A 19,144-nucleotide genomic window follows, 5' to 3' on the forward strand; every position below is an offset into this window, starting at 1 on the left:
GCGCCCGTGCCTGCCGGTGCCACAGGGCGACAGAGCTTGTGCGACCGTAGGCGCTTCAGGCGGCCTTTGTGGGGCCAGCGTGGGGCACGCGCGGTTCCGATCGAAGGAACCGCAGGTAGGGGCTTATCCATCGAGCAGACTGTAAATCTGCCGGCTCAGCCTTCCCAGGTTCGAATCCTGGCGCCGCCACTTTGAAGGAAGCCCCTCCGACCTGCGAGAGAGCAGAGTCGGAGGGGTTTTTCGTGCTCGAACACCCCGACGCGAAGGAGGGGCGAAGAGGGCGATTCGAGGCCCCCTGTTCCGTCGGCCCACCGGGGTTGATCAGCGAACTTTCCCCCAGGCGTCCCCCCCCCCTGCAGGCCGCACTCCGGCACGGTCAGGGAGAGGGCTCGTCGGCGACGAGGGAGGCGTGGGCCGCAATGATCTTCCAGCTCGTCCGGTCACGGGTCCAGGTCCGGGTATAGCGCAGCCGGGCGCGTACGGATTGCCCCTCGAAGGAGCCCTCCAGTGTGCCGAGGAACCAGATGATACCGGTGTGCGCGGTGGCCAGTACCTGGAGTTCCTCCTCTTCGAGATGAGTCAGCACCTGGCGGCCGGATGCGTGTGCGCGCAGGTCGTCCTGCTTGGTGTGGAGGTTTCCGTCCGGTCCGGTGAACCGTCCCCTGTCGTCGATCAGCTCGGCCAGTGCATCGGTATCGGAGGCGAGTTGGGCAGCTTGGAGGCGGCGTTCGGCTGCCCGGAGGCTTTCGGTGTGCTCGTCGTTCGGCATCCGATCACTATGGCGGCCGGATCGCCCAGGTCTCCTTCGTTGCGCTGTTGGCGTATCCGACGCAGGTGAGAGGGGGCGTCATGGCCACCTGCCATCCGGTCGGAGACGAGCCCGGCGCAGCCGGAGGCGGGGGAGACGCACGTCACATTCCTGCCATGTCACATCGTGCGGGGGCACAGCCGTCGGAACGGGTGCAGTCATCGACAACGGCAAGCAGGGAGTGCACCGTGGAAGCTCGTCTGAACCTTTTCGAGAGCCCGCTGCTGAGCAGGTTCATGAAGCACATCGTCGCGGCCGGCAAGGTGGTGGAGGACTCGGCGCTGCCGTCCGCGACGCAGGAACTGGTGAAGATCCGCGCCAGCCAGATCAACGGCTGCGGGTTCTGCACCGACATGCACACCAAGGAAGCCGCGTACGCGGGCGAGACCTCGACCCGGCTCCATCTGGTCGCGGTCTGGCGGGAGGCCACCGTGTTCACCGCGGCCGAGCGGGCTGCGCTGGAGCTGGCGGAGCAGGGCACCCGCATCGCGGACGCGGCGGGCGGGGTCACCGACGAGGCGTGGTCGGCCGCCGCCGAGCACTACGACGAGGAGCAGCTCGCGGCCCTCGTGTCGCTGATCGCCCTGATCAATGCCTTCAACCGCGGGAACGTCCTCGTCCAGCAGCCCGCCGGGACCTACCAGCCCGGCCAGTTCGGGTGACGAAGAGTCAGGGGTGAGCAGGGGCGGCGGGAGGCGGCGCTGGTCCCGTCTCGGGACGAGCGCCGCCCGGGCAGCGCCGTTCCACGGCGGGCGAATTGCCGGTGCCCGTGCGGGCGCCGGCCCGCGTCGGCACCGAACCCGCGCCCACGCCCGACCGGGGAGCGGCGGATTCCCGCCGTCAGCTTCCTTCCACCCCGGCGACCTCGTCGATGGCCTCGGGGATCGGCATCCGGCCGCCGATGAGTTCCAGGGTCAGTCCGGCGGTGCGGGGCTCGTCGAGCAGGGCCATGAGGACGGCGGCCACGTCGTCCCGTGTCACCTCGCCGCGGCCGGTCTCGGGGGCCAGGTGGACGCGGCCGGTGCCGGTCGCGTCGGTGAGCCGGCCGGGGCGCAGCACCGTCCAGTCGAGGTCCGTGCGGGCCCGGAGGTCGTCGTCGGCGGCGCCCTTGGCGCGCAGGTAGTCCGCGAAGACGGGGTCCATGCCGTCGGGGGTGCCGTCGAGGAGTGCATCGGCTCGCATTGCGGAGACCATCACGTAGCGTCGCACGCCCGCTGCCTGTGCCGCGTCGGCGAACAGGACGGCCGCGCGATGGTCCACCGACTGCTTGCGGTCGCTGCCGCTGCCCGGCCCGGCTCCGGCGGCGAAGACGGCCGCGTCGGCGCCCTCCAGATGCCGTGTCACCTCTTCCACACCGGCCGTCTCCAGGTCGCACACGACGGGTTCGGCACCCGCGGCCAGGAGGTCGCTCGCCTGTCCGGGGCGGCGGACGATTCCCGCCACCGTGTCCCCGCGCCCGGCGAGCAGCCGCTCCAGCCGCAACGCGATCTGACCGTGTCCACCTGCGATAACTGTGCGCATCCCCCGACCGTACGCTTCCCGCGGCGGCCGACGGCGCACCCCCGGTCCGCCGGAGCGGGCGCGCACCCGTCCGCCCGCTCCGTCACCCCTGGGACTGGCGCGGCAGGCCCAACTCGCGTGCTCCGACCAGGTCGCAGTACTCCCGTACGGCGCTGGTGCGTGCCACCACACGCCCCCGGTGGACGACGATCCGGCTGTAGGCGAGGGAGAGCGCCGCGGCCAGTTCCGTACCGCGGACCGCGAGCAGTTCCGCGGGGAAGCCGGCCTCGACACGCACCTCGGGCAGTCCCATCGCGGCGCGGGCACGGGTGCTGATCGCCTCGTAGGCGCTGTAGGGGCGGGCCTCTCCGTGCGAGGCGAGGAGGTAGGCGGCTTCCAGCGGGTCGCCGCGGCCCACCTGGTTGGCGGCGTCCCGCAGCGCCCCGCTGCCCGCGGCGACCGCGACCCCGGCTGCCATCAGCATCCGGACGGGCGCCGTCCGGGACGGCGCGGTGGGGGTGGAGCGTTCGAGTACGCCGCAGTTGCCCTGCGGCAGGCACACCACCGTCGCCCCGGCGGCGGCCAGTTGGCCGGCGGCCCGCTGCGCGATCTGGAGCGGCTGCCGGGCGAGGCCGCCGCAGGGACCGATGGCGACGCCGGGCCGCAGCCCGCCGACCGCGGCCGCGAGGCGCGCGAGGCGCGCCGGGTCGCCGCCGTCGGTGTGCAGGTCGACCTGGCAGCCGTGCTCGGCCGCGACGTCCAGGACTGCCTCCACGTAGCCGCCCGGGTCGGGGTCCAGGTCGGGGCAGCCGCCGACGGCGGCGGCACCCATCTTCACGGCGTCCCGCAGCATCGACAGCCCCTCGGCTCCCGCGGCCCCGGTCAGCAGCCGGGGCACGGCGACGGCGCTCAGGTCCACGAGACCGCGCAGCGACCTGCGGGCCTGGAGCACCGCCGCCAGGGAGCGCAGTCCCGCGACGTCGCCGATGTGCACATGGGTGCGCAGCGCGGTCGCGCCCTGGCTGAGCTGGAGGAGCGCCGCCTCGGTGGTGCGCCGCTGCACGTCGTCCGTGGCGGGATCGGCGCTGTCGCCGGACCGGCCGAGGTCGGGGCGGCCGGGCGGGTCGGCGGTCAGCGCGGTGTCGTAGTGCGCGTGGGGTTCGGCGGGGGCGGGGAGCAGCAGATACCCGGACAGGTCGATCCGGGTGGCGCTGTCCTGTTCCGTGCCGAGGCTGCCGGCGGTGCCGACTGCTTCGATGCGCTCGCCGACGAGGCGTACGTCGACCGTGCGGCCGTCGGCCAGTCGCGCGCCGCACAGCACGAGGGAGCGTGCCGGGCGGGCGGACCGCCGGGCGGCGTCGCGGGAATCCCGCCCCGCCTTTCCCGGTTCCTGTGGCTCGCTGTCGGTCATCGGACTCCCACGTCGTATGTGGGACGAGAGTAGGACGCGCAGTGAGCGCCGACGGGGAGGAGACGAATAGTCGTACCGGTGTGGTGTGCCAGGTCCGTTCCGGGTGGTGCGCCGGAGCCGGTGGGTGCTGCTGAGGTCCGCCCCCGGCCCGACGGCCGCGCGGGCGGCGAGCCGGGGGCGGATCAGCGGCGATCCGGAGGCCGGTCCGGGGGGCGTCGGCGGGGCGAATACCGATTTCACGTTTGGCGGCGGGGCGTGTAATGTCTTCATCGCTCGCCCCAATAGCTCAGTCGGCAGAGCGTCTCCATGGTAAGGAGAAGGTCAACGGTTCGATTCCGTTTTGGGGCTCTGATGTGAGAGATCTTCCGTCGGGAGGTCGCCGCATCGTGGCGGTGTAGCTCAGTCGGTAGAGCAAGCGGCTCATAATCGCTGTGTCACCGGTTCAAGTCCGGTCACCGCTACTTCACCGACAGTAGCCGGTTGTGGGGTCGGTCCTCCGATCGGCTACTCTTTCTGCGTTAAAACCCGTCCGTTCGTCAAGGAGCACTCACGTGGCTGCCACAGACGTCCGCCCGAAGATCACGCTGGCCTGCGTGGAGTGCAAGGAGCGGAACTACATCACGAAGAAGAACCGGCGCAACAACCCGGACAGGCTTGAGATGAAGAAGTTCTGCCCGCGCGACAACCGGCACACCGTGCACCGCGAGACGCGCTGAATCGTCTCGTGCTCCGAGGCCGTCCCCGTCGATCGGGGTCGGCCTCGTGCTGTGTCCGGTGTCCGGCGCCCCGGAACCGGACGTCCCGCGCAGCCGTACTCGTCGTACTCGTCGTGAATTCGCCGCACCGCCGCAGGAGGCGCCGCAGATGGCACTCGACCAGTCCTTCGTCGGACGGACGTACCCGCCCGGCAGGCCCTACGAGGTCGGCAGGGAGAAGATCCGCGAGTTCGCGGAGGCCATCGGGGACGACAACCCCGTCTACACGGATGCCGAGGCGGCCCGGGCGCTCGGTCACCCCGAGGTGATCGCGCCGCCCACTTTCGTCTTCTCCGTCACGTTCCGGGAAGCCTTCACCGTGGTGCAGGACCCGGAACTGGGGCTGGACTACGCGCGAGTGGTCCACGGCGGCCAGCGCTTCGTCCACCACCGCCCGGTCCGCGCCGGGGACCTGCTCTCGACCACCTCGACGATCGAGTCCATCAAGTCCCTGGCGGGCAACGAGGTCCTCGACGTGCGCGGCGACGTCCGGGACGCGGCGGGAGAGCCGGTGGTGACCGTGTACACCAAGCTGGTCGCGCGTGCGGTGGAAGCGGCCGAAGGGGAGTGACGGACATGACAGCGCAGATCGCCTACGCCGACGTGGAGGTGGGCACGGAGCTGCCCGCCCGCACCTTCCCCGTGGACCGCGAGCGGCTGATCCGGTACGCGGGCGCCTCCGGGGACTTCAACCCCATTCACTGGAACGAGCGGTTCGCCAAGGACGTCGGGCTGCCGGACGTGATCGCACACGGCATGTTCACCATGGCCGAGGCCGCTCGGGTGATCACCGACTGGGCGGGCGACCCCGGCGCGCTGGTCGAGTACGGAGTGCGCTTCACCAAGCCGGTCGTCGTCCCGGACGACGACCAGGGCGCTGCCATCGAGGTGGCGGCGAAGGTCGCCAAGAAGCTGGACGACGAGGCCCGTACGGTCCAGGTGGACCTGACCGTCAGCAGCGCCGGCGCCAAGGTGCTGGGGATGTCCCGCGCCGTGGTCCGGCTCGCCTGACGGACCGGCGGCCCCGGTCCCGTACCGGGGGCCCCGAAGCGTGGGCCCTGAGCCTCCGGCTCCCCGGCTGCCGGCCCGCTGCGGACCGGAGCCGAGCGGGCGGGTCGACGCGGTCCAGCGCGGCCTCCGGTCGAGCAGCGCCCGCGCCCCCGTACTCTGGAGCGCGTGCAGGAACTCTACGTTGACCCCGGTGTCCCCCTGGTCTCGCTCGCCCCGCTGACGACGCTGCGCCTCGGCGGCCCGGCCCGGCGGCTGGTCACGGCGACCACCGACGACGAGGTGATCGCGGCGGTCCGCGAGGCCGACGACAGCGGTACGCCGCTGCTGATCATCGCGGGCGGCAGCAACCTCGTGATCTCCGACGACGGCTTCGCGGGGACCGTCCTGCACATCGCGACCAGCGGTTCCTCGCTCGCCGGCACCCGGCTGGAGCTGGCGGCGGGCGAGAACTGGTCGGACGCCGTCGCACGCACCGTCGAGGCCGGGCTGGCGGGCATCGAGTGCCTGGCCGGCATCCCCGGCTCCGCGGGCGCCACGCCGATCCAGAACGTCGGCGCGTACGGCCAGGAGGTCTCCAGCACACTCACCGAGGTCGTCGCCTACGACCGGCGGACCCGCGAGACGGTCACCCTCTCGAACGCCGAGTGTGACTTCTCCTACCGGCACAGCCGCTTCAAGGCCGACCCCGCGCGCCACGTCGTGCTGCGGGTCCGCTTCGAACTGGAGGACGCGCAAGGCAGGTCCGCGCCGATCAAGTACGGCGAGACCGCGCGCCTGCTCGGGGTCGGGACGGGGGACCGGGTGCCGGTCGCCGAGGCCCGCGAGACCGTGCTGCGACTGCGCGCCGGCAAGGGCATGGTGCTCGATCCCGAGGACCACGACACCTGGTCGGCCGGGTCCTTCTTCACCAACCCGATCCTGGACGAGGCGGAGTACGCGGCCTTCCTCGACCGGGTGGCCGAGCGGCTCGGTCCGGACGTGGCACCCCCGGCCTTCCCGGCGGGGGACGGACGGACGAAGACGTCCGCGGCCTGGCTCATCGACAGGGCGGGCTTCACCAAGGGTTACGGCCAGGGCCCGGCCCGGATCTCCACCAAGCACACGCTGGCGCTCACCAACCGCGGCTCGGCCAGCACGGCGGACCTGCTCGGACTGGCCCGCGAGGTGCGCGGGGGGGTACGGGACGCCTTCGGCGTCGACCTCACCAACGAGCCCGTGATGGTCGGCTGCGCGCTGTAGCCGCAGCGCACGGACGGGCGCCCGGCGCCCGCGCCCGGCCCCCGCACCGGGCGCAGCGGCCCGGCCTCCCGCGGGCCGGCCGCCCCGGCGTCCCCCCCGGGTCAGCCCGGTTCGGCCGCCAGCCAGGCGTCGATGTCGGCCAGGGTCTCCTCCCGGATGCCCTGCGGCATCGAGGCGCCCCGCACGGACTGCCGGGCCAGCTCCGCCAGCTCCGCGTCCGAGAAGCCGTGCTCCCGGCGCACCAGCTCGTACTGCGCGGCCAGCCGGGAGCCGAACAGCAGCGGGTCGTCGGCGCCGAGCGCCACCGGCACCCCGGCGTCCCACAGCGCCCGCAGCGGGACGTCGGCCGCCTTGTCGTAGACACCGAGCGCGACGTTGGAGGCGGGGCAGACCTCGCAGGTCACCTGCCGTTCGGCCAGCCGGGCCAGCAACCAGGGGTCCTCCGCGGCGCGCACCCCGTGGCCGATCCGGCCGGCGCGCAGATCGTCCAGGCAGTCCCGTACGCTGCTCGGTCCGGACAGCTCGCCCCCGTGCGGCGCCGCGAGCAGCCCGCCCTCCCGCGCGATGGTGAAGGCGCGGTCGAAATCCCGTGCGAAGCCGCGGCGTTCGTCGTTGGAGAGGCCGAACCCGACGATGCCGCGGTCCCGGTAGCGCACCGCGAGCCGCGCGAGGGTGCGGGCGTCCAGCGGGTGCTTCATCCGGTTGGCCGCCACCAGCAGCCGGATGCCGAGTCCGGTTTCCCGGGACGTGGACTCCACCGCGTCCAGGATGATCTCCAGCGCGGGCGTGAGTCCGCCCAGCCGCGGCGCGTAGGAGGTGGGGTCGACCTGGATCTCCAGCCAGCGCGAGCCGTCCCGCAGGTCCTCCTGGGCCGCCTCGCGCACCAGCCGCTGGATGTCCTCCGGCTCCCGCAGGCAGGACCGCGCGATGTCGTACAGCCGCTGGAAGCGGAACCAGCCGCGCTCGTCGGTCGCCCGCAGCTTCGGCGGCTCGGCGCCGCTCAGCGCGTCCGGCAGGTGCACGCCGTACTTGTCCGCCAGTTCGAGCAGTGTGGAGGGGCGCATCGACCCGGTGAAGTGCAGATGCAGATGGGCCTTCGGCAGCGTACGCGGGTCCCGCTCCCCGGAAGAGTGCAACATTCCCAGATCCTGCCGCATCAGGGCCCCGGAGAGACAGCCGGTTCCCGGAAGGGGATGTTCCGAAAACGCGAGCGGGCCCGGAGGCAGCGCCTCCGGGCCCGCTTCGCTCCCCTTCGGGGCCGACCGCTCAGTCGCGGGCCTCCGCGAGCAGCTTCTGGATCCGCGAGACGCCCTCGGCCAGGTCCTCGTCGCCCAGCGCGTAGGACAGCCGCAGGTAGCCGGGGGTGCCGAACGCCTCACCCGGGACGACCGCGACCTCGACCTCCTCCAGGATCAGTGCGGCCAGCTCGACGGAGGTGGCGGGCCGCTTGCCGCGGATCTCCTTGCCCAGCAGCGCCTTCACCGACGGGTACGCGTAGAACGCGCCCTCCGGCTCGGGGCAGAGCACGCCGTCGATCTCGTTGAGCATCCGCACGATGGTGCGGCGGCGCCTGTCGAACGCCGCGCGCATCTCCGCCACGGCGTCCAGGTCGCCGGAGACGGCGGCCAGCGCGGCGGCCTGCGAGACGTTGCTGACGTTCGAGGTGGCGTGCGACTGCAGGTTCGTCGCGCCCTTGATCACGTCCTGCGGGCCGATCAGCCACCCCACGCGCCAGCCCGTCATGGCGTACGTCTTGGCCACGCCGTTGACGACCACGCACTTTTCGCGCAGCTCCGGGACGACCGCCGGGAGCGAGGTGAACTCCGCGTCGCCGTAGACCAGGTGCTCGTAGATCTCGTCGGTGAGCACCCACAGCCCGTGCTCCACCGCCCAGCGGCCGATCTCCTCGACCTGCTCGCGCGGGTAGACGGCGCCGGTCGGGTTCGAGGGGGAGACGAACAGCAGCACCTTCGTCCTCTCGGTGCGCGCGGCCTCCAACTGCTCGACCGAGACCCGGTATCCGGTGGTCTCGTCCGCGACGACCTCCACCGGCACACCGCCCGCCAGCCGGATGGACTCGGGGTACGTCGTCCAGTAGGGCGCGGGCACGATGACCTCGTCGCCCGGGTCGAGCAGCGCGGCGAACGCCTCGTAGATCGCCTGCTTGCCGCCGTTGGTGACGAGCACCTGCGAGACGTCGACCTGGTAGCCGGAGTCGCGGAGCGTCTTGTCGACGAGGGCGGACTTCAGTTCGGGGAGTCCACCGGCGGGGGAGTAGCGGTGGTTCTTCGGGTCGCGGGCCGCGTTCACGGCCGCCTCGACGATGTAGTCGGGCGTCGGGAAGTCCGGCTCGCCGGCGCCGAAGCCGATCACGGGGCGTCCGGCGGCCTTCAGTGCCTTGGCCTTGGCGTCCACGGCCAGGGTGGCGGACTCGGAGATCGCGCTGATGCGGGCCGACAGGCGCCGCTCGGACGAGGGCTGTGCAGGGGGAGTCGCTGCGGTCATAGAGGCATGTTCCCAGACCCGGCAGCCCGGGGGCACCGGGGTTCCGCGGCTACCGCGTCACATCCGGCGCGGGCGGAGCACCTCCTCCGGCGGGCGGCTGAAGGGCCTCCGGCGGAGTGGTGGGATGGCCTCCGGGCGGCCGCGGTGTCGCCTTCGGCGGGACCTCCGGCGGGGACGGTGGGGTGGATCCTGTTCGACGCCCGGCTCCTGAGCACGTACACTCCCATGTCGTTGGCCTTCAACCGTCACTCGCAGCCCGCTCGCGATGCGCACTCCGTGCGAGGGCATGGATGCGGTAGGTTGAGGGAACACAAAGGGTCGTAGCTCAATTGGAAGAGCACTGGTCTCCAAAACCAGCGGTTGGGGGTTCGAGTCCCTCCGGCCCTGCTACACACACGTCGCCAAGGTGTGTGCGTGCGTACCATGCGTGAATTGCACTGAATTGCACCGCCGTGCGGCCGGGCCGGACGCCGCAGGGCAACGACCCGGATCAGGTGAGGACGAGTGACGGAGATCACGGATACCACCGAGGTCCCCGAGCCCGGAGGGTCGTCCGAGGGCAAGAAGCCGCGCAAGGGCGGAAAGCGGGCGAAGAAGGGGCCTCTGGCTCGACTCGGCCTTTTCTACCGCCAGATCATCGCGGAGCTCCGGAAGGTCGTCTGGCCGACGCGGCAGCAGCTCTCCACGTACACGAGCGTGGTGATCGTCTTCGTGGTCATCATCATCGCCTTGGTGTTCGTGATTGACTATGGGCTGACCGAAGTCATGAAACACGTCTTCGGCTGACCCTCCGCGCAGAGCCCCCTTCGCGGGGCTTTCCGCATGTTCGACCCCTTGAAGCCAGGAAGAAGCAGCCACCGTGTCTGAGCCGAACATGAACGATGCCGTCGAGCCCGCCGAGGGTGATGACACGGCGCGCGACATCGTCGAGGCCGCGGACAGCAGCGTCGACCGGGCGGAAGCCGCCGAGGCCGCTGCCGGTGAGCCCGCCGAGGAGGCCGCCGTCCGCGAGGAGGACGAGGCCGGGATCGCGGTCGAGTCCCCCGAGGACGCTGCCGCCGCGGCCGAGGAGACCGCCGCAGCCGAGGCCGAGGAGGCCGAGGAGGAGCAGATCGACCCCGTCGCCCAGCTCCGCGACGAACTGCGCTTCCTGCCCGGCGAGTGGTATGTGATCCACACCTACGCGGGCTACGAGAACCGGGTGAAGACCAACCTGGAGCAGCGCGCCGTCTCGCTCAACGTCGAGGACTTCATCTTCCAGGCCGAGGTGCCGCAGGAGGAGGTCGTCCAGATCAAGAACGGCGACCGCCGCACCGTGCGCCAGAACAAGCTCCCCGGCTATGTGCTGGTCCGGATGGACCTCACCAACGAGTCGTGGGGCGTCGTCCGCAACACGCCCGGTGTCACCGGCTTCGTCGGCAACGCCTACGACCCGTACCCGCTGACGCTCGACGAGATCGTCAAGATGCTGGCCCCCGAGGCGGAGGAGAAGGCCGCCAAGGCCGCCGCCGCCGACGAGGAGGGGAAGCCTGCGGGCACCCCCGGCCGCAAGGTGGAGGTCCAGGTCCTCGACTTCGAGGTCGGCGACTCGGTCACCGTCACCGACGGCCCGTTCGCCACCCTCCAGGCGACCATCAACGAGATCAACGCCGACTCCAAGAAGGTCAAGGGCCTCGTCGAGATCTTCGGCCGTGAGACCCCGGTCGAGCTCAGCTTCGACCAGATCCAGAAGAACTGACGCTCCCCACCCGGGCCCCGGCCGGACGGCACCCCCGTGCCGGCTCCCGGCCGCGGCTACCGCCCGGGGAGCGGACAAACCAGCTTCCGGACAGGTCAGGAAGGGCCCTCGCGCCCTTCCTGACCTGCTCGGTTTCAAGCCGCGTGACGGTACGGGCTATCGTTGTGCGGTATGCCTCCGCCCGGGTGACGGGCGGCGGACGAATCACCTCTCACCAGGACCCGGAGAGAACATGCCTCCCAAGAAGAAGAAGGTCGCGGGGCTGATCAAGCTCCAGATCCAGGCCGGTGCGGCCAACCCGGCTCCGCCGGTCGGCCCGGCGCTGGGTCAGCACGGCGTCAACATCATGGAGTTCTGCAAGGCCTACAACGCGGCGACCGAGTCGCAGCGCGGCTGGGTGATCCCGGTGGAGATCACGGTCTACGAGGACCGCTCCTTCACCTTCATCACCAAGACGCCGCCGGCCTCGAAGATGATCCTCAAGGCCGCGGGCGTCGAGAAGGGCTCGGGCACCCCGCACACCACCAAGGTCGCCAAGATCAGCCGCGACCAGGTGCGCGAGATCGCCACCACCAAGATGCCCGACCTCAACGCCAACGATCTGGACCAGGCGGAGAAGATCATCGCCGGTACCGCCCGTTCCATGGGTGTGACCGTCGAGGGCTGAGCCCCCGGCAACCGATCCCACCCCCGTGGCAGGGCCAGGCGCTGGTCCGCACCACGACTCCATACCGTCAGGAGCAGCAGTGAAGCGCAGCAAGACTCTCCGCGAAGCGGACGCGAAGATCGACAAGGCGCGGCTGTACGCGCCGCTGGAGGCCGTCCGCCTCGCCAAGGAGACCTCCACGAAGAAGTTCGACGCGACCGTCGAGGTCGCCATGCGCCTGGGCGTCGACCCGCGCAAGGCCGACCAGATGGTCCGCGGCACCGTCAACCTCCCGCACGGCACCGGTAAGACCGCCCGGGTCCTGGTCTTCGCGACCGGCGACCGTGCTGCGGCGGCGGAGGCCGCTGGGGCCGACATCGTCGGCTCCGACGAGCTCATCGAGGAGGTCGCCGGCGGCCGTCTCGACTTCGACGCCGTCGTCGCCACCCCGGACCTGATGGGCAAGGTCGGCCGCCTCGGCCGCGTGCTCGGTCCGCGTGGCCTGATGCCGAACCCGAAGACCGGCACCGTCACCCCCGACGTGACCAAGGCCGTGAACGACATCAAGGGCGGCAAGATCGAGTTCCGCGTCGACAAGCACGCCAACCTGCACTTCATCATCGGCAAGGCGTCCTTCGGCGAGCAGCAGCTCGTCGAGAACTACGCCGCCGCCCTTGAGGAGATCACCAGGCTGAAGCCCGCGGCGGCGAAGGGCCGGTACATCAAGAAGGCTTCCTTCACCACCACGATGGGCCCGAGTGTGCCGGTCGACCCGAACCGCACCCGCAACCTCCTCGTCGAGGAGGACCCGGCCGCCGCGGCCTGATCCGCGACCGGTCGGCCACCGTACGGCGCACCGAGGCCGGTGTCCGCTCCCTGGGGGGCGGACACCGGCCTCGCGTCGTCTCCCGGGCGTTGTCTCCAGGGCCGGCTGCGCCGTGTTCTTCGGTGCTGCCCGCCGCTGCTGCGGGCCCGTCGCGCCGGGTCCCCGGGATCGTGGAACCCCGACCGGTGTGTGCCGCGTCTCCTGTGTTGCATAAGGTGCGGGTAAGAACGGGGGCCCTCGGGGCCCGTCCAGCAACAGGGGGGCTGAATCCCATGCGGAAGACGAGGGCGGCGGCTGCTGCCGCGGGTATCGCGCTCATAGCCGGGCTGACGGCGTGCGGCAGCGAGAAGGCGAACGGAGACGGCGGCGGAGGCGGTGCGGACAAGGCCGGAGGGTCGGCTCTCCAGGGCGCGCTGGCGGCGCTGAAGAAGGCGTCGACGGCCACCGACAACCAGAACTCCGCCAAGGTCGAGGGCGTCAACAACCAGACGGTCCAGGGCAAGTCGATGAAGACCGAGATGGAGGGCGCCTTCGACTGGTCCGGCGGCGGCATGAAGGGCGAGGCCGACCTGACCATGGGCGGGGCCGGCAACCAGTCGGCCAAGGCGCGCTATCTGCCCGACGCCATGTACGTCCAGCCCGCGTCCGGTGCGCCCGGCGGCAAGCCGTGGATGAAGTACGACTACGACGTGCTGGCTCAGAAGGGCGGCGCCTCGGGCGCCATGCTCAAGGACCAGATGCAGAACAACAACCCGGCCCGCTCGGTGCAGCTCGTGCTGGCCTCGGGCAAGGTCAAGGCGCTCGGTACCGAGACGGTGCGCGGCAAGAAGGCGACGCGCTACTCGGGCACGATCTCCGTCAACGAGCTGACCCGGATGCAGTCGAAGGACCTCTCCGAGAAGGACCTCGACGCGCTGGAGAAGCAGTTCAAGCAGCAGGGTCTGGAGAAGGAGAAGATCGATCTGTGGATCGATGAGGACGACCTGCTGGTCAAGAAGCACGAGACGGCCAAGAATGCGGACGGCTCCACGAGCATCGACGCCACGAACTACTACTCGGACTACGGCACGTCGGTGAACGTGACCGCGCCGCCCGCCTCCGAGACCACGGACGCCGCAGCGATGCTGAACGGCGGCACCGGCCAGAGCTGACCGGCGCCTGCCAGAGCTGACCGGCGCCTGCCAGAGCTGACGGCGCCCGCCCGGAACCGGTGCGGCGCCGAGAGGGCGCCGGTCTGCCGCGTGCTCCGCGTGCCCGGGACCGGATTTGGCGGTCCCGGGCACGTTCGCGTACTCTCCACGTGAAGCCAAAGACCGCTGGTCGTCGTCGTGCGCGCTCAGAGCGCCGGCGGCCGAAGGATCCGCTCGCTGCGGACGACCCGCGCAGGTGATTGAGGAAGAACTCCCGGGGCGCCGTGCGTGCTCCGGTCGAGGTGACGCCCCATGCGCCTGCGCTGGGGCGTTTGTCGTGTTCAGCCCCTTCCGAGCGGTCCTCATCACCCGGAAGGAGGCCGAGGCTCATGGCGAGGGAACAGGTCGCTCCCGACAAGATCGCAGCCGTCGACGAGATCACGAACAAGTTCCGTGACTCCAACGCCGCTGTGGTCACCGCGTACACCGGACTCTCCGTGGCGCAGCTCAGGCAGCTGCGCCGTGCACTCGGTGAGAACGCTCAGTACCGTGTGGTGAAGAACACGCTGACCAAGATCGCGGCCAACGAGGCCGGGATCGACGAGCTCGACGAGTTCCTGACGGGCTCCTCGGCTGTGGCCTTCGTGACCGGTGACCCGGTCACGGCGGCGAAGGGTCTTCGTGACTTCGCCAAGGAGAACCCCGCCCTCGTGATCAAGGGCGGCATGGTCGACGGCACGCTGTACGGCGCCGACGACCTCAAGAAGCTCGCGGACGTCGAGTCCCGCGAGGTGCTGCTCGCCAAGCTGGCCGGTGGCATGAAGGCGTCCATGGCCAAGGCCGCGGCGACCTTCCAGGCCCCGCTCTCGAAGTTCGTCCGCACCGCGGACGCGCTTCGCAGCAAGGTCGAAGAGCAGGGCGGTGCCGACACCACGGCTCCCGCCGAGACCGAGTCCGAGTAGTTCCGGGGCGCGGCGCACCCGGTGGCCCGCTCCGGCGGGGTACCGCGCACCGTTCGCCTCAGCTCACTCACCGTATTCGGTCACAGCGGGCCGTAAGCCCGCCGACATATTGATCCGGCACCAGCCGACTGAAGTGGAAGGACCACAACCATGGCGAAGCTCAGCCAGGACGAACTGCTTGCCCAGTTCGAGGAGATGACCCTCATCGAGCTGTCGGACTTCGTGAAGAAGTTCGAGGAGAAGTTCGACGTCGAGGCCGCCGCCCCGGCCGCCGCCGTCGTCGCCGCGCCGGGTGCGCCGGGTGCCGCCGCCGAGGCCGAGCCCGAGCAGGACGAGTTCGACGTCATCCTGACCGGCGCCGGCGACAAGAAGATCCAGGTCATCAAGGTCGTGCGCGAGCTGACCTCGCTGGGTCTGAAGGAGGCCAAGGAGCTCGTGGACGGCACCCCGAAGCCGGTCCTCGAGAAGGTCGCCAAGGACGCCGCCGACAAGGCCAAGGAGTCCCTCGAGGGCGCCGGCGCGTCGGTCGAGGTCAAGTGACCCGTACTCGCTGAGCCACCGGCTCACCGAGTCAGCACGGCAGGCCGCGGGCTACTCCGCACGGGGTAGCCGGGCGGCGAAGGGCGATCACCCAGACGGGTGGTCGCCCTTCGCCTTTGCTGGACGGTCGCGTGCTGCGCGGGCCTCGGCGGGTATGGTGATCTTCGTTGTCCCTGAGGCCCTTGACGAACGGCACGCAGCGCGTAATTCTCGGGGCGCGTCGTCACATCGATCCGAACTCCGAGGCATGGATCGGCGGCGAAGCGGGAAGTGTTGCGGCAGGCACGACGAGCCGCGGCAGGCGCGTCCACCCCCGGCGAATCGAGGCCGCCGGGGACCGGGCGGGACGGAGCAGAACAATCGCAGGAGGTGGAGACCGGGGCGTGAGCCGGTTTCCCGTCATCCTTACTGGACATCAGTGGGCCTTGTGGCTACACTGACCCTTTGCGCTGCCTATTAGCTGCCCCCTGCCCGTCACCAGGGGCACCGGTATGCGTGTAGAGAGTCCGAGCCCTCGGAAGGACCCCCTCTTGGCCGCCTCGCGCACTGCCTCGACTGCAAATTCGAACAACGGCGCCAGCACTGCCCCGCTGCGTATCTCTTTTGCGAAGATCAGGGAGCCTCTTGAGGTCCCCAACCTTCTCGCACTCCAGACCGAGAGCTTCGACTGGCTGCTCGGCAACGACGCCTGGAAGGCTCGCGTCGAGGCCGCGCTGGACAGCGGACAGAACGTTCCCACCAAGTCCGGTCTGGAGGAGATCTTCGAGGAGATCTCGCCGATCGAGGACTTCTCCGGGTCGATGTCGCTGACCTTCCGCGACCACCGCTTCGAGCCCCCCAAGAACTCGATCGACGAGTGCAAGGAGCGCGACTTCACGTACGCGGCTCCGCTGTTCGTCACCGCCGAGTTCACCAACAACGAGACCGGCGAGATCAAGTCGCAGACGGTCTTCATGGGCGACTTCCCGCTCATGACCAACAAGGGCACCTTCGTGATCAACGGCACCGAGCGTGTCGTCGTCACCCAGCTCGTCCGGTCCCCGGGTGTCTACTTCGACTCCTCGATCGACAAGACCTCCGACAAGGACATCTACTCCGCCAAGGTCATCCCCTCCCGCGGTGCCTGGCTGGAGATGGAGGTCGACAAGCGCGACATGGTCGGTGTCCGCATCGACCGCAAGCGCAAGCAGTCCGTCACCGTCCTGCTCAAGGCGCTCGGCTGGACCACCGAGCAGATCCTGGAGGAGTTCGGCCAGTACGAGTCCATGCGCGCCACCCTGGAGAAGGACCACACCCAGGGTCAGGACGACGCGCTGCTCGACATCTACCGCAAGCTGCGCCCGGGTGAGCCGCCGACCCGCGAGGCCGCGCAGACGCTGCTGGAGAACCTCTACTTCAACCCGAAGCGCTACGACCTGGCCAAGGTCGGCCGGTACAAGATCAACAAGAAGCTCGGCGGCGACGAGCCGCTGGACTCCGGCGTGCTGACCACCGCCGACATCATCGCCACGATCAAGTACCTGGTGAAGCTGCACGCGGGCGAGAGCGAGTCGCAGTCCGCCGAGGGCGACACGATCGTCATCGAGACCGACGACATCGACCACTTCGGCAACCGCCGGCTGCGCAACGTCGGCGAGCTGATCCAGAACCAGGTCCGTACGGGTCTCGCCCGTATGGAGCGCGTGGTGCGCGAGCGGATGACCACCCAGGACGTCGAGGCGATCACGCCGCAGACCCTGATCAACATCCGGCCGGTCGTCGCCTCCATCAAGGAGTTCTTCGGCACCAGCCAGCTCTCCCAGTTCATGGACCAGACGAACCCGATCTCCGGGCTCACCCACAAGCGGCGCCTCAACTCGCTGGGCCCGGGTGGTCTCAGCCGGGAGCGGGCCGGCTTCGAGGTCCGTGACGTGCACCCCTCGCACTACGGCCGGATGTGCCCGATCGAGACGCCGGAAGGACCGAACATCGGTCTGATCGGCTCGCTCGCCTCCTACGGCCGGCTGAACCCCTTCGGTTTCGTCGAGACCCCGTACCGCCAGGTGATCGAGGGCGTCGTCAGCGACGAGGTGCACTACCTCACCGCCGACGAGGAGGACCGCTTCGTGATCGCCCAGGCGAACGCGCCCCTCACCGAGGAGATGCGGTTCGCCGAGGACCGGGTGCTGGTCCGCCGCCGCGGCGGCGAGGTCGACCTGATCCCGGGTGACGACGTGGACTACATGGACGTCTCGCCGCGCCAGATGGTGTCGGTCGCGACCGCCATGATCCCGTTCCTGGAGCACGACGACGCCAACCGCGCCCTGATGGGGTCGAACATGATGCGGCAGGCCGTGCCGCTCATCAAGGCCGAGTCCCCGCTGGTCGGCACCGGCATGGAGTACCGCTGCGCGGTCGACGCCGGCGACGTCATCAAGGCCGAGAAGGACGGTGTCGTCCAGGAGGTCTCCGCCGACTACGTCACGGTGGCCAACGACGACGGCACGTACAACACCTACCGGGTCGCCAAGTTCACCCGCTCCAACCAGGGCACCTCCTTCAACCAGAAGGTGCTCGTGGACGAGGGTGCCCGCGTCATCGAGGGCCAGGTGCTGGCCGACGGCCCGTCCACCGACGAAGGTGAGATGGCGCTCGGCAAGAACCTGCTCGTGGCCTTCATGCCGTGGGAGGGCTACAACTACGAGGACGCGATCATCCTCAGCCAGCGGCTGGTGCAGGACGACGTCCTCTCCTCGATCCACATCGAGGAGCACGAGGTCGACGCGCGCGACACCAAGCTCGGCCCGGAGGAGATCACCCGGGACATCCCGAACGTCTCCGAGGAGGTCCTGGCCGACCTCGACGAGCGCGGCATCATCCGCATCGGTGCCGAGGTCGAGGCGGGCGACATCCTCGTCGGCAAGGTCACCCCCAAGGGTGAGACCGAGCTGACCCCCGAGGAGCGGCTGCTGCGCGCGATCTTCGGTGAGAAGGCGCGCGAGGTCCGCGACACCTCGCTGAAGGTGCCGCACGGCGAGACCGGCAAGGTCATCGGCGTCCGCGTCTTCGACCGCGAGGAGGGCGACGAACTGCCGCCCGGCGTCAACCAGCTCGTGCGGGTCTACGTCGCCCAGAAGCGCAAGATCACCGACGGTGACAAGCTCGCCGGCCGACACGGCAACAAGGGCGTCATCTCGAAGATCCTGCCGGTCGAGGACATGCCGTTCCTGGAGGACGGCACCCCGGTCGACGTGATCCTCAACCCGCTGGGTGTCCCCTCCCGGATGAACCCGGGCCAGGTCCTGGAGATCCACCTGGGCTGGCTGGCCTCGCAGGGCTGGAAGGTCGAGGGCTCCGAGGAGTGGATGCAGCGCCTGCAGTCCATCGGTGCCGACGAGGTCGCCCCGAAGACCAACGTGGCGACGCCGGTCTTCGACGGCGCCCGCGAGGACGAGATCGCCGGTCTGTTCCAGGCCACGCTGCCCAACCGGGACGGCGACCGGATGGTCCAGCCCTCCGGCAAGGCGCACCTGTTCGACGGGCGCTCCGGCGAGCCGTTCCCGGACCCGATCTCGGTCGGGTACATGTACATCCTCAAGCTGCACCACCTGGTCGACGACAAGCTGCACGCCCGCTCGACCGGTCCGTACTCCATGATCACCCAGCAGCCGCTGGGTGGTAAGGCCCAGTTCGGTGGCCAGCGCTTCGGTGAGATGGAGGTGTGGGCCCTGGAGGCGTACGGCGCCGCGTACGCGCTGCAGGAGCTGCTGACCATCAAGTCCGACGACGTCACCGGCCGCGTGAAGGTCTACGAGGCCATCGTCAAGGGCGAGAACATCCCCGAGCCGGGCATCCCCGAGTCCTTCAAGGTGCTCATCAAGGAGATGCAGTCGCTCTGCCTCAACGTCGAGGTGCTGTCCTCGGACGGCATGTCGATCGAGATGCGTGACACCGACGAGGACGTCTTCCGCGCGGCGGAGGAGCTCGGAATCGACCTGTCCCGGCGCGAGCCGAGCAGCGTCGAAGAGGTCTGACGGAGTCGGCCGGGGCACGCTCCGCGTGCCCCGGCCCTCCCCGCGACCCCGTTCAGACCA

At 70.1% G+C, this 19,144-nt stretch carries 18 protein-coding genes and 4 tRNA genes; 17 read left to right on the forward strand and 5 right to left on the reverse strand.

Annotation, left to right across the window (positions count from 1 at the left end; translation table 11 throughout):
• Nucleotides 1-72 precede the first annotated feature (72 nt).
• Nucleotides 73-189: transfer RNA gene (locus ACFYMO_RS23245), tRNA-OTHER, on the forward strand.
• Nucleotides 190-376: 187 nt separating this feature from the next.
• Here the strand turns inward: ACFYMO_RS23245 and ACFYMO_RS23250 are convergent.
• Nucleotides 377-769: a nuclear transport factor 2 family protein gene (locus ACFYMO_RS23250; protein ID WP_388548622.1), complete on the reverse strand. Its 393-nt coding sequence runs from the start codon at nt 767-769 to the stop codon at nt 377-379.
• Between the two features lie 227 nt (nt 770-996).
• Between ACFYMO_RS23250 and ACFYMO_RS23255 the strand changes: the two genes are divergently transcribed.
• Nucleotides 997-1,470 (forward strand): carboxymuconolactone decarboxylase family protein, encoded by a 474-nt coding sequence (locus ACFYMO_RS23255; RefSeq protein WP_366771759.1) that lies wholly within the window; start codon nt 997-999, stop codon nt 1,468-1,470.
• Between the two features lie 178 nt (nt 1,471-1,648).
• On the opposite strand, the gene ACFYMO_RS23260 is transcribed toward ACFYMO_RS23255, so the two are convergent.
• Nucleotides 1,649-2,329: an NAD(P)H-binding protein gene (locus ACFYMO_RS23260; RefSeq protein WP_366771760.1), complete on the reverse strand. Its 681-nt coding sequence runs from the start codon at nt 2,327-2,329 to the stop codon at nt 1,649-1,651.
• An 82-nt stretch (nt 2,330-2,411) separates the two neighbouring features.
• Nucleotides 2,412-3,719 (reverse strand): amidohydrolase family protein, encoded by a 1,308-nt coding sequence (locus ACFYMO_RS23265; RefSeq protein ID WP_366771761.1) that lies wholly within the window; start codon nt 3,717-3,719, stop codon nt 2,412-2,414.
• A 275-nt stretch (nt 3,720-3,994) separates the two neighbouring features.
• Between ACFYMO_RS23265 and ACFYMO_RS23270 the strand changes: the two genes are divergently transcribed.
• The 6 genes from ACFYMO_RS23270 (at nt 3,995) to ACFYMO_RS23295 (ending at nt 6,724) form a co-directional block, all read left to right on the forward strand.
• Nucleotides 3,995-4,067 (forward strand) — tRNA-Thr (locus ACFYMO_RS23270).
• Between the two features lie 40 nt (nt 4,068-4,107).
• Nucleotides 4,108-4,180: transfer RNA gene (locus ACFYMO_RS23275), tRNA-Met, on the forward strand.
• A gap of 90 nt (nt 4,181-4,270) precedes the next feature.
• Entirely contained in the window at nt 4,271-4,435 is a 165-nt protein-coding gene (gene rpmG / locus ACFYMO_RS23280) for a 50S ribosomal protein L33 (protein ID WP_019354206.1), read from the forward strand.
• A gap of 148 nt (nt 4,436-4,583) precedes the next feature.
• Nucleotides 4,584-5,045 carry a MaoC family dehydratase N-terminal domain-containing protein gene (locus ACFYMO_RS23285; protein ID WP_366771762.1) on the forward strand — a complete coding sequence of 154 codons (462 nt, stop codon included), beginning with the start codon at nt 4,584-4,586 and terminating at the stop codon, nt 5,043-5,045.
• Nucleotides 5,046-5,050: 5 nt separating this feature from the next.
• On the forward strand, nt 5,051-5,485 hold the full coding sequence (locus tag ACFYMO_RS23290) for a MaoC family dehydratase (protein WP_366771763.1): 435 nt from the start codon (nt 5,051-5,053) through the stop codon (nt 5,483-5,485).
• A gap of 165 nt (nt 5,486-5,650) precedes the next feature.
• Nucleotides 5,651-6,724, forward strand: coding sequence for a UDP-N-acetylmuramate dehydrogenase (locus ACFYMO_RS23295; protein ID WP_388548629.1), 1,074 nt, complete (start codon nt 5,651-5,653; stop codon nt 6,722-6,724).
• Nucleotides 6,725-6,825: 101 nt separating this feature from the next.
• On the opposite strand, the gene ACFYMO_RS23300 is transcribed toward ACFYMO_RS23295, so the two are convergent.
• Complete coding sequence (locus ACFYMO_RS23300) at nt 6,826-7,881, reverse strand: adenosine deaminase (RefSeq protein WP_388548632.1); 1,056 nt, start codon at nt 7,879-7,881, stop codon at nt 6,826-6,828.
• A 109-nt stretch (nt 7,882-7,990) separates the two neighbouring features.
• Entirely contained in the window at nt 7,991-9,229 is a 1,239-nt protein-coding gene (locus ACFYMO_RS23305; RefSeq protein WP_366771766.1) for a pyridoxal phosphate-dependent aminotransferase, read from the reverse strand.
• 314 nt (nt 9,230-9,543) lie between these two features.
• On the opposite strand from ACFYMO_RS23305, the gene ACFYMO_RS23310 reads away from it, so the two are divergent.
• The 9 genes from ACFYMO_RS23310 to rpoB all read left to right on the forward strand — a co-directional run bounded on the left by ACFYMO_RS23310 (nt 9,544) and on the right by rpoB (nt 19,084).
• Nucleotides 9,544-9,616, forward strand: a tRNA-Trp gene (locus ACFYMO_RS23310).
• 117 nt (nt 9,617-9,733) lie between these two features.
• The gene (gene secE, locus ACFYMO_RS23315; protein ID WP_366771767.1) at nt 9,734-10,015 is read left to right on the forward strand and encodes a preprotein translocase subunit SecE; all 282 of its coding nucleotides are present in this window, start codon (nt 9,734-9,736) and stop codon (nt 10,013-10,015) included.
• Nucleotides 10,016-10,088: 73 nt separating this feature from the next.
• Nucleotides 10,089-10,967: a transcription termination/antitermination protein NusG gene (gene nusG, locus ACFYMO_RS23320; RefSeq protein WP_366771768.1), complete on the forward strand. Its 879-nt coding sequence runs from the start codon at nt 10,089-10,091 to the stop codon at nt 10,965-10,967.
• Between the two features lie 232 nt (nt 10,968-11,199).
• Nucleotides 11,200-11,634, forward strand: a complete 435-nt coding sequence (rplK, locus tag ACFYMO_RS23325; RefSeq protein ID WP_075003444.1) for a 50S ribosomal protein L11 — start codon at nt 11,200-11,202, stop codon at nt 11,632-11,634.
• 79 nt (nt 11,635-11,713) lie between these two features.
• On the forward strand, nt 11,714-12,439 hold the full coding sequence (gene rplA, locus ACFYMO_RS23330) for a 50S ribosomal protein L1 (RefSeq protein WP_366771769.1): 726 nt from the start codon (nt 11,714-11,716) through the stop codon (nt 12,437-12,439).
• Between the two features lie 272 nt (nt 12,440-12,711).
• Nucleotides 12,712-13,590 (forward strand): hypothetical protein, encoded by an 879-nt coding sequence (locus tag ACFYMO_RS23335; protein ID WP_366771770.1) that lies wholly within the window; start codon nt 12,712-12,714, stop codon nt 13,588-13,590.
• Nucleotides 13,591-13,958: 368 nt separating this feature from the next.
• Nucleotides 13,959-14,531 carry a 50S ribosomal protein L10 gene (gene rplJ, locus ACFYMO_RS23340; protein WP_366771771.1) on the forward strand — a complete coding sequence of 191 codons (573 nt, stop codon included), beginning with the start codon at nt 13,959-13,961 and terminating at the stop codon, nt 14,529-14,531.
• A gap of 150 nt (nt 14,532-14,681) precedes the next feature.
• Nucleotides 14,682-15,071: a 50S ribosomal protein L7/L12 gene (gene rplL, locus ACFYMO_RS23345; protein WP_099883455.1), complete on the forward strand. Its 390-nt coding sequence runs from the start codon at nt 14,682-14,684 to the stop codon at nt 15,069-15,071.
• Between the two features lie 530 nt (nt 15,072-15,601).
• Entirely contained in the window at nt 15,602-19,084 is a 3,483-nt protein-coding gene (rpoB, locus tag ACFYMO_RS23350; protein WP_366771773.1) for a DNA-directed RNA polymerase subunit beta, read from the forward strand.
• The last annotated feature ends 60 nt before the right edge of the window (nt 19,085-19,144 follow it).

The organism is Streptomyces sp. NPDC007025 (genome assembly GCF_042869455.1).
GTDB lineage: Bacteria > Actinomycetota > Actinomycetes > Streptomycetales > Streptomycetaceae > Streptomyces.

What these genes read in the sequence shown, in the direction of transcription:
- ACFYMO_RS23250 (WP_388548622.1), bottom strand. Translation starts at nt 769, where the DNA reads ATGCCGAACGACGAGCACACCGAAAGCCTCCGGGCAGCCGAACGCCGC.
- ACFYMO_RS23260 (WP_366771760.1), bottom strand. Translation starts at nt 2,329, where the DNA reads ATGCGCACAGTTATCGCAGGTGGACACGGTCAGATCGCGTTGCGGCTG.
- ACFYMO_RS23265 (WP_366771761.1), bottom strand. Translation starts at nt 3,719, where the DNA reads ATGACCGACAGCGAGCCACAGGAACCGGGAAAGGCGGGGCGGGATTCC.
- ACFYMO_RS23285 (WP_366771762.1), top strand. Translation starts at nt 4,584, where the DNA reads ATGGCACTCGACCAGTCCTTCGTCGGACGGACGTACCCGCCCGGCAGG.
- ACFYMO_RS23290 (WP_366771763.1), top strand. Translation starts at nt 5,051, where the DNA reads ATGACAGCGCAGATCGCCTACGCCGACGTGGAGGTGGGCACGGAGCTG.
- ACFYMO_RS23300 (WP_388548632.1), bottom strand. Translation starts at nt 7,881, where the DNA reads ATGCGGCAGGATCTGGGAATGTTGCACTCTTCCGGGGAGCGGGACCCG.
- ACFYMO_RS23305 (WP_366771766.1), bottom strand. Translation starts at nt 9,229, where the DNA reads ATGACCGCAGCGACTCCCCCTGCACAGCCCTCGTCCGAGCGGCGCCTG.
- rplK (WP_075003444.1), top strand. Translation starts at nt 11,200, where the DNA reads ATGCCTCCCAAGAAGAAGAAGGTCGCGGGGCTGATCAAGCTCCAGATC.
- ACFYMO_RS23335 (WP_366771770.1), top strand. Translation starts at nt 12,712, where the DNA reads ATGCGGAAGACGAGGGCGGCGGCTGCTGCCGCGGGTATCGCGCTCATA.
- rplJ (WP_366771771.1), top strand. Translation starts at nt 13,959, where the DNA reads ATGGCGAGGGAACAGGTCGCTCCCGACAAGATCGCAGCCGTCGACGAG.
- rplL (WP_099883455.1), top strand. Translation starts at nt 14,682, where the DNA reads ATGGCGAAGCTCAGCCAGGACGAACTGCTTGCCCAGTTCGAGGAGATG.